This is a genomic window from Streptomyces mesophilus (assembly GCF_011044995.1).
In the GTDB taxonomy this organism is placed as follows: domain Bacteria; phylum Actinomycetota; class Actinomycetes; order Streptomycetales; family Streptomycetaceae; genus Streptomyces; species Streptomyces mesophilus.
On the sequence record NZ_JAAKZW010000059.1, the window covers coordinates 26,651 to 35,686 of the forward strand.

The 9,036-nt window shown below is 69.3% G+C and carries 10 protein-coding genes and 1 tRNA gene; 6 read left to right on the forward strand and 5 right to left on the reverse strand.

All coding sequences use genetic code 11. The features are described from left to right. Positions 1–12: 12 nt before the first annotated feature. Entirely contained in the window at positions 13–843 is an 831-nt protein-coding gene (locus G6045_RS16600; protein WP_165332739.1) for an ABC transporter permease, read from the reverse strand. A gap of 10 nt (positions 844–853) precedes the next feature. Beyond that, the gene (locus G6045_RS16605; RefSeq protein ID WP_165332727.1) at positions 854–1,657 is read right to left on the reverse strand and encodes an ABC transporter permease; all 804 of its coding nucleotides are present in this window, start codon (positions 1,655–1,657) and stop codon (positions 854–856) included. Between the two features lie 185 nt (positions 1,658–1,842). Between G6045_RS16605 and G6045_RS16610 the strand changes: the two genes are divergently transcribed. Next, positions 1,843–4,251: a transglycosylase domain-containing protein gene (locus tag G6045_RS16610; protein ID WP_165332728.1), complete on the forward strand. Its 2,409-nt coding sequence runs from the start codon at positions 1,843–1,845 to the stop codon at positions 4,249–4,251. Between the two features lie 95 nt (positions 4,252–4,346). Here the strand turns inward: G6045_RS16610 and G6045_RS16615 are convergent, their stop codons facing one another. Further along, on the reverse strand, positions 4,347–4,688 hold the full coding sequence (locus G6045_RS16615) for a GroES family chaperonin (RefSeq protein WP_199549543.1): 342 nt from the start codon (positions 4,686–4,688) through the stop codon (positions 4,347–4,349). 53 nt (positions 4,689–4,741) lie between these two features. Beyond that, positions 4,742–5,062, reverse strand: coding sequence for a DUF3618 domain-containing protein (locus tag G6045_RS16620; RefSeq protein ID WP_328707803.1), 321 nt, complete (start codon positions 5,060–5,062; stop codon positions 4,742–4,744). A gap of 129 nt (positions 5,063–5,191) precedes the next feature. On the opposite strand from G6045_RS16620, the gene bcp reads away from it, so the two are divergent. Both bcp and G6045_RS16630 read left to right on the forward strand, forming a co-directional pair. Next, entirely contained in the window at positions 5,192–5,659 is a 468-nt protein-coding gene (gene bcp, locus G6045_RS16625; RefSeq protein ID WP_165332730.1) for a thioredoxin-dependent thiol peroxidase, read from the forward strand. An 81-nt stretch (positions 5,660–5,740) separates the two neighbouring features. Further along, positions 5,741–5,824 (forward strand) — tRNA-Leu (locus G6045_RS16630). A 69-nt stretch (positions 5,825–5,893) separates the two neighbouring features. Here the strand turns inward: G6045_RS16630 and G6045_RS16635 are convergent. Next, a complete protein-coding gene (locus G6045_RS16635; RefSeq protein ID WP_165332731.1) occupies positions 5,894–7,192 on the reverse strand; it encodes a PTS transporter subunit EIIC in 1,299 nt (432 codons plus the stop codon). A 147-nt stretch (positions 7,193–7,339) separates the two neighbouring features. Between G6045_RS16635 and G6045_RS16640 the strand changes: the two genes are divergently transcribed. From G6045_RS16640 to G6045_RS16650, 3 genes are all read left to right on the forward strand, one after another. Then, entirely contained in the window at positions 7,340–7,663 is a 324-nt protein-coding gene (locus G6045_RS16640) for a PTS glucose/sucrose transporter subunit IIB (protein ID WP_267913050.1), read from the forward strand. Positions 7,664–7,756: 93 nt separating this feature from the next. Beyond that, positions 7,757–8,491: a ribonuclease PH gene (gene rph / locus G6045_RS16645; RefSeq protein WP_165332732.1), complete on the forward strand. Its 735-nt coding sequence runs from the start codon at positions 7,757–7,759 to the stop codon at positions 8,489–8,491. Positions 8,492–8,592: 101 nt separating this feature from the next. After that, on the forward strand, positions 8,593–8,979 hold the full coding sequence (locus G6045_RS16650) for a hypothetical protein (RefSeq protein WP_165332733.1): 387 nt from the start codon (positions 8,593–8,595) through the stop codon (positions 8,977–8,979). The last annotated feature ends 57 nt before the right edge of the window (positions 8,980–9,036 follow it).

A 9,036-nucleotide genomic window follows, 5' to 3' on the forward strand; every position in this document is an offset into this window, starting at 1 on the left:
TCCACGCCGCGATCAGCTCCCTGTACTGCGATACGCACGAAGGCCCGCCCGCCAGCACAGCCCCGCGAGCAGCGCGCACAGCGCGGCGACGAGCGGCGGCAGGAAGGCCGTGAGGGACGGGGAGAACGGAAGGTCCACCGGGTAGGGCCGGTCGAGGACGTAGAGCGCGGGCAGCCAGTTGACGAAGGCCAGCGGCAGCACGAAGGTCACCCCGCGCACGAGGTCCTTGGCGAAGATGGTCGGCGGGTACTGAAGGAGCGTATTTCCGCCGTACGTGAAGGAGTTGACCACTTCCGCGGCATCACGCGCCCAGAACTGGAACGCGGCCCCGGCCACCATCACCGCCCCGAAGATCACCCCGCCGGACAGCACCATCACCGGGACGACGCAGACCTTGAGCACCGTCCAGTCGACGTCCACGAGGACCAGCGCCCACACCAGGACGAAAAGGCCCTGAGTGACGCGCCCGAGCCGGCGCAGCGCGAACCGGTCGGCGGCGACCTGCGCGAGGACCGGCGCGGGCCGCACGAGCAGGGTGTCGAGGGTGCCGTCGCGTACCCGCCGGCCGATCCGGGAGACCTGTCCGAGCGCGAGGTCGGCGAGACCGAAAGCGGTGCTGGTCGCCCCGTACAGGAAAGCGACCTCGGTGAAGTCGAAGCCGCCGAGGCCCTCGACGTGGCTGAACATCAGCAGGATCACGACGAAGTCGAAGAACGTCACGACGAAGTTGGCGAGCAGCGTCATCGCGAACGAGAAGCGGTACGCCATCGTGGACCGGATCCACATCGCCGCGATCATCCGGAACGCGGCGAGCCCGCTCCCCAGCCGCGCCCCCGCGCCCATCGCCCCCGGCTCAGCCACCCTGAACCACCACCCTGCGCCGCGCCACCAGTTGGAGCCCGCGCCCGGCCGCGAGCAGCACCACGGCCCACCCGGCCTGGAATCCGTACGCCTTCAGCAGGCCCCAGCCGGTGTACTTGCCGAGGAACACATCGGCCGGCACCTGCAGCATCGACGCCCACGGCAGGACGCGCGCCACGTCGCCGAGCGCTCCGGGGAAGACGGTGAGGGGCAGCAGCATCCCGGAGAAGAACAGCCCGCACAGCCAGGCGATCTGCACCACGCCCGCCCCGTCCATCAGCCAGAACGCGCTGAGCGCCACCAGGAACCAAATGGCGAAACCGACCACGACCCCGAGCGCGACCGAGCCGAGGAACGCCGGCCACTGCCAGGCCGCGTCGGGCAGCGCGAGATCGAAGGCGAACGCGCCCACGGCCATCGGCACGATCCCGCGGCCGACCAGCTCGAAGGCGGCGCGCCCCAAGTCGGCGGCCAGCCACCACAGTTGGAGATCAGCCGGGCGATAGAGATCGATCGCGATGTCACCGGTCTTGATCCGCTCGATCAGCTCCTCGGCGAACCCGCCGCCGCCCATCAGACCGCAGGTCGCGAGCAGCGCCTGCCCGATCCAGACGAACGCGAGGGCCTCGGGCTTGTCGTAGCCGCCCAGGTTCGGGCGCTCGTCCCACAGGGCGATGAAGGTGAACGCGAGAACGAAGCCGAAGACGGTGTTGGTGAAGATGCCCGCGGCGGTCGCCACCCGGTACGTCGAGTGCCGCCGGAACCCTCCGGCCGCCACGGCCGCGTACAAGCGCACGTGTCTCCCCCTTCCCGGCCACGCGTCCACGGACCGCCGACCGACCGGCGGCAGCCAAAGACGACGACCCTAGCCGCGCACGGCAACCGGGCGCCACGCGTTTTCACTCATCCGGCCGACCGCACCGCCATCCGGGGCGCGCGGCGCAGACGGGGCTCATACAACCTGATGCAAAGGTGTCAGACATGAGCGACGAGCCGCGTGAGCAGGAGGGGCCACAGCAAGGATGGGCTCCCCGTGAGCCGGAGCCCGCCGGGGCTCCGCAGCCCGGTCCCGCATCCGCGCAAGCCCCGGACCCCAAGGGCAAGAAGAACCGCAAGCGCACCGGCTGGCGCCGCGCCCTGCCCACCTGGCGGATGGTCCTCGGCACCTTCCTGCTCCTGTGCCTGCTGATCGGCGGCGCCCTCGTCGCCGGCTACATGCTCGTCGACATCCCGCCCGCCAACGCCGCCGCGACCGCCCAGACCAACGTCTACCTGTACGCCGACGGCAAACAGCTCGCCCGCGACGGCGACGTCAACCGCGAGAACATCCCGCTCGCCCAAGTTCCCGAAAACGTACGGCAGGCGGTGCTCGCCGCCGAGGACCGCGACTTCTACTCCGAGTCCGCCGTCGACCCCAAGGCGATGCTGCGCGCGGCCTGGAACACCGTCACCGGCAAGGGCAAACAGTCCGGTTCGACCATCACCCAGCAGTACGTGAAGAACTACTACCTCAACCAGGACCAGACGATCGGCCGCAAGGTGAAGGAGTTCTTCATCGCGATCAAACTGGGCCGCGAGGTCAGCAAGGACGACATCCTCGAGGGCTATCTCAACACCAGCTACTTCGGGCGCAACGCGTACGGCATCTCCGCCGCCGCCCACGCGTACTACGACAAGAAGCCCCAGGACCTGACCACCGCCGAGGGCGCCTATCTCGCGACGCTCCTCAACTCCCCCAGCGCATACGACGTGACGGCGCACCCCGAGAACAAGCCGCGGGCCGTGGCGCGCTGGAACTACGTGCTCGACGGCATGGTCAAGGAGAAGTGGCTGGCCCCCGCCGTGCGCTCGAAGATGAAGTTCCCCGATCCGGAGGCCGAGGCCGGCACGTCATCGGGTCTGTCCGGGCAGCGCGGCTACCTGGTGAACGCCGTCAAGGACTACCTCCTCGCCAACGAGATCGTCGACGAGGACGAACTCAAGGGCGGCGGCTACCGCATCACCACCACGATCGACCCCGATCAGCAGGACGCCTTCGTCAAGGCCGTCGACGACCAGCTGATGTCCAAGCTCGACAAGAAGGACCGCAAGGCCGACCGGAACGTACGGGCGGGCGGCGCCGCGATCGACCCCGCGACCGGCCGCATCACCGCTCTCTACGGCGGGATCGACTACGTCAAGCAGTTCACCAACAACGCCACCCGGCGCGACTACCAGGCCGGCTCCACCTTCAAGGCCTTCGTCCTCGCCTCCGCGTTCGACAACGACTCCACCACCCAGGACGGCCGCCCGATCACCCCGAACACCATCTACGACGGCACCAGCGGACGCCCCGTACAAGGGTGGAACGGCGAGCGGTTCGCCCCCGAGAACGAGGACCACGTCGACTACGGGAACGTCACCGTGCGCACCGCCGCCGAGAAGTCCGTCAACTCGGTGTTCGCGCAGATGGCCGTGGACGTCGGCTCGGAGAAGGTGATGGACACCTCCATCGGCCTCGGCATCCCGAAGACCACCCCCGGCCTCGGCCCGTACCCCTCGATCTCGCTCGGCACCCCGACCGCCAGCGTCCTCGACGTCGCCCAGGCGTACGCGACCCTCGCCAACCACGGCCGGCACGGCACGTTCGCGCTCGTCGACAAGCTCGAGAAGAACGGGAAGGACATCGCGCTCCCCGCCCGGGACACCGAGCAGGTCATCTCCCGCGCGGCCGCCGACACCACCACCTCGGTGCTGCAGTCCGTCGTCGACGCGGGCACCGGCTCCGCCGCACTCGCCGCGGGCCGCCCGGCCGCGGGCAAGACGGGCACGGCCGAGGAGGACAAGGCCGCCTGGTTCGCGGGCTACACCCCCGAACTCGCCACCGTCGTCGCCGTGATGGGCCAGGACCCCGACACCGCCATCCAGACCCCGCTGTACGGGGCGCTCGGCCAGCCCCGCATGAACGGCGGCGCGTATCCGGCGCGGATCTGGGCCCAGTTCACCCGGACCGCACTGGCGGACAAGCCCGTGCAGGACTTCGACCTGGAGATCCCGTCCGGTTCCGAGGAACCGCCGCCGCTGCCCACCATCCCGCCGCAGGACGGCCGGACCGAGGGCGCCGACGAAGGCCGGACGCAGGGACAGGACCAGGGCCAGACCCAAGGAACCGACCAGGGCCGGGCCCAAGGCCAGGACCAAGGGCAGACGCAGGGCACCGACCAAGGCCAGGACCAAGGGCAGACCCAAGGAACCGACGAGGGCCAGACCCAAGGTCAGATCCAAGGCCAGGCCCAGGGCCAGACCAACGGGGGCGCCGACGGAGGCACGGACGGCACCGATGTCGGCGGACAGGACGGCGGCCAGGGCGACGTCGGGGGCGACGGCGGGGCGGACGCCGGGAGCACGTAGCCAGCGTCTTCCACGGGTGAACGCATACGGGGAGGGGCCGGCGAACGGATTCGCCGGCCCCTCCCCGTATGACAGGTCTGCCAGAAAAACTGGGTCTAGAGGTATAGGCCGGTGGAGTCCTCCGACCCCTCGAAGCGGTCGGCCGCGACGGCATGCAGATCCCGCTCGCGCATCAGCACATAGGCGACCCCGCGCACCTCGACCTCGGCGCGGTCCTCCGGGTCGTACAGGACGCGGTCACCGGGCTCGACCGCCCGCACGTTCTGCCCGACGGCGACGACCTCCGCCCAGGCGAGCCGCCGGCCCACGGCCGCGGTCGCCGGGATCACGATCCCGCCGGTCGAACGCCGCTCGCCCTCGATCGTGTCCGTCCGTACGAGGACCCGGTCGTGCAGCATCCGGATGGGCAACTTGTCGTGATGGGTGTTCGCGCTCACGCCCCGAACCTACCTGCCTCCACGTCGGCCGTACGCCCCAGGGTCGGGGCCTTCTAGCCCCTTCGGCGGCGCGATCCCAGGGCCAGCAGCCCCACGACCCCCACCACGAGCAGCGCCACCGGCACCACCCGTTCCAAGCGCGGTGCGCCGTCACCGTCGACGAACTGCGCCTTCACCTCGCTGACCGCCCGGTTCGCGCTCACATACGCGCGGCCGAGGCTCTGGTCGACACCGCCGACGAAACGGGCCTTCGCATCCCCGACGATCGTCTTCGGATGCATCCGCACCCCGATCTCGTCCAGGGTCTCGGCCAGCTGGCTGCGCCGCCGCTTGATGTCCGCCTCGATCTCAGCGGGGGTCCTGGCATCCGACACCGCGCCGCCTCCGTAATGTCGTACGTCTCTGGGAAGAGACAGTCTGTCAGTTCCCACGACCCGGTACCTCACGGCAGCCCCGTTACGCTCATTGCGTACCGATCCCGACCGCATCGAGGAGTCCGACCGATGAGCGAGCGCCTGCAGCCCGGCGACACCGCCCCCGCCTTCACCCTGCCCGACGCGGACGGCAACGAGGTCTCCCTCGCCGCGCACAAGGGCCGCAAGGTCATCGTCTACTTCTACCCGGCGGCCCTGACCCCCGGCTGCACCAAGCAGGCCTGCGACTTCACGGACAACCTCGACGCGCTCACCACCGCGGGCTACGACGTCATCGGCGTCTCGCCGGACAAGCCGGAGAAGCTCGCGAAGTTCCGCGACAAGGAGAGCCTCAAGGTCACGCTGGTCGGCGACCCGTCGAAGGAAACCCTCGAGGCCTACGGCGCCTTCGGCGAGAAGAAGCTCTACGGCAAGGTCGTCACGGGCGTCATCCGCTCGACGATCGTCGTCGACGAGGACGGCAAGGTCGAGCACGCCTTCTACAACGTGAAGGCAACGGGCCACGTCGCCAAGATCATGCGGGACCTGGGGGTCTGAGAACCCTCTCGATCGGTCCGTGGCTCCCCCGTAGACTGACCGGGCGGGTGTGCGCCGAACCGGCGCGATGCCCGCTTTGTCGCGGTCGTGGTGGAATTGGCAGTCACGTCAGGTTTAGGTCCTGGTGGGAGAAATCCCGTGAGGGTTCGAGTCCCTCCGACCGCACGCACAAAGGGCGCTCCCGTAGTAGAGGGAGCGCCCTTTGCCGTTGGCAGGACTCGTACTCGGCGGTGCCTACGCCTTGGTGTTCTCCTGCTCCAAGGCCTCCGCCTCCTCCTCCGGCTCGCGGCCGGGCGTCTTGATGTCCCACTTCGTGATCGCGAAGCGGAAGACCGCGTAGTAGACGACCGCGAAGGCGAGGCCGATCGGGATGATCAGCCAGGGTTTCGTCGCCAGGCTCCAGTTGATGCCGTAGTCGATCAGGCCGGCCGAGAAGCTGAAGCCGTCCTTGACGCCGAGCGCCCAGGTCACCGCCATCGAGACACCGGTGAGGACCGCGTGGATCGCGTACAGGACCGGCGCGAGGAAGACGAAGGAGTACTCGATCGGTTCGGTGATGCCGGTGACGAACGAGGTCAGGGCGAGGGAGAACATCATGCCGCCGACGACCTTGCGGCGTTCGGGGCGGGCGCAGTGGACCATGGCGAGGCAGGCCGCGGGGAGGGCGAACATCATGATCGGGAAGAAGCCGGTCTGGTAGATGCCCGCGCTGGGGTCGCCGCTGAGGAACATGTTGATGTCGCCGTGTACGACGGTGCCGTCGGGCTTGGTGAACGAGCCGAACTGGAACCACAGCGGGACGTTGAGGAACTGGTGGAGGCCGATGACGAGGAGGGCGCGGTTGGCGAGGCCGAAGATGCCGGAGCCCCAGGCGCCGAGGCTCTCGAGCCAGTTGGAGAAGCTTTCGAGGGCGTCACCGATGGCCGGCCAGATCCAGAGGCACAGCGCGGCGAAGAGGATGGCGACGAACGCCATGATGATCGGGACGAGCCGGCGGCCGTTGAAGAAGCCGAGCCAGGAGACGAGCTTGGTGCGGTGGTAGCGGACCCAGAACCAGGAGGCGAGCAGGCCCATGATGATGCCGCCGAAGACGCCTGGGTTCTGGTAGGTGAAGGCGGTGACGGCGCCGTCTGCGGCCTGGCAGCCGGTGGCGACGGCGGTGGCTCCGTCGGCGCAGTCGACGGGGAATTGGCGCAGGACTCCTCGGTAGACGAGGAAGCCGGCGACCGCGGCGAGGGCGGTGGAGCCGTCCGCCTTTTTGGCCATGCCGATGGCGACGCCGATGCAGAAGAGCAGGGGAAGGCCGAGGTCGGCGTCGAGGAGGGCGCCGCCCGCGCCGGCGAAGACCTTGGCTACGTTGGTCCAGCCGAGGCCGTCGGCGCCGAAGACGTCGGGCTGGCCGAGCCGGTTGACGATGCCGGCTGCGGGGAGCACGGCGATCGGCAGCTGGAGGCTGCGTCCCATCTTCTGGAGCCCTTGGAAGAAGTTGCTCCAGGGGCTTGGCCGCGGTGCGGCTGCAGCGTTCGCGCTCATGGGCTTCCTCCGGAATAGGCCTGGCTCGGCGGCCGTTGTAGATTGGTGTAGACCAGTGAGGGACCGGCGTCGGCGCCCGCGCGGACACCCCGCGCGTACTCCGATGATCGACATCATTCGGTACGCCGGTAATGACCGCCCGTGAAGATGGGCCAACCGTGCGTTACCGTGTCAAAACGGACCAATGGTGGGCCGGCCGTCGCTTGCGAGAGCGCGCGAAAGATCAGGGAGAAAGACATGGCCACGAAGGCTGAGAAGATCGTTGCCGGCCTCGGCGGTATCGACAACATCGAGGAGGTCGAGGGCTGCATCACGCGCCTGCGGACCGAGGTTGTCGACGCCAGCAAGGTCGACGAGGCCGCCCTCAAGGCCGCCGGCGCCCACGGTGTCGTGAAGATGGGCACCGCGATCCAGGTCGTCATCGGCACGGACGCCGACCCGATCGCCGCGGACATCGAAGACATGATGTGAGCGACTGAGCTCGCCGAGCCCCCGGGCTCACCCGAAGGCCCTGATCCGGACGACCGGATCGGGGCCTTCACGCATGCCGATAGGCTCGAGGGCATGTCTCGTATCGACGGCCGCACCGCCGAATCCCTCCGCCCCGTCACCATCGAACGCGGATGGAGCAAGCACGCCGAAGGCTCCGTACTCGTCTCCTTCGGTGACACCAAAGTCTTCTGCACCGCCTCCGTCACCGAAGGCGTCCCGCGCTGGCGCAAGGGCAGCGGCGAGGGCTGGGTCACCGCCGAGTACTCGATGCTGCCGCGCTCCACGAACACCCGCGGCGACCGTGAGTCCGTACGGGGCAAGATCGGCGGCCGTACCCACGAGATCTCCCGCCTGATCGGCCGCTCGCTGCGCGCCGTCGTCGACTACAAGGCGCTCGGCGAGAACACCATCGTCCTCGACTGCGACGTCCTGCAGGCCGACGGCGGCACCCGTACCGCGGCCATCACCGGCGCGTACGTGGCCCTCGCCGACGCCGTCGCCTGGGCCCAGGGCAAGAAGCTGATCAAGCACGGGCGCAAGCCGCTCACCGACACGGTCTCCGCCGTCTCCGTCGGCATCGTGGGCGGCGTGCCGCTGCTCGACCTCTGTTACGAGGAGGACGTCCGCGCCGAGACCGACATGAACGTGGTCTGCACCGGCGACGGCCGTTTCATCGAGGTGCAGGGCACCGCCGAGGCCGCGCCGTTCGCGCGCGACGAGCTCAACGCACTGCTCGACCTGGCGGTCGCCGGCTGCGACGAACTCGCCGCGCTGCAGCGCAAGGCGCTCGAGCAGACGCTCGGCTGACACCGGCCGCGCAACCGTGCACGCCCTGCCGGGCGTTCTAAGGGTTACGGGCGTACGGCAAGCCGCCGTGCGCCCGTCCGCCAAAGGGGAGGAACCGTTCCATGGCCTCGCGCCACCGCCGTATCGCTCTGGCAGCCGCCAGCGCCGCGCTGCTCACGCCGTTCGTCATCGGCTGCAGCGCCATCGACAAGGCGCTCGACTGCGCCCAGACCGCGAGCGCCGTCGCCCAGAGCGCCTCCGACCTGCAGCAGGCCGTTCAGGACGCGGCCGAGAACCCGCTCGAAGCGGACAAGGCCCTGGACCAGATCGACAAGAACCTCGACGAGATCACCGACAAGACCGACAACACGGATGTCGGCAAGGCGGTCGACGACATCTCGGCCGCGGTGGACAACGTCCGCCAGGCGATCAAGGACGGCGACCCGACGCCGGATGTCGGGCCGGTGGTCGACGCGACGGGTGAGCTGACGAAGGCCTGCTCGCCGTAAGCGCGTGGGTGCGGGGCGGGTGGTGAGGGTGGCCGCCGGGTGCGGGTGGGTGGCGCC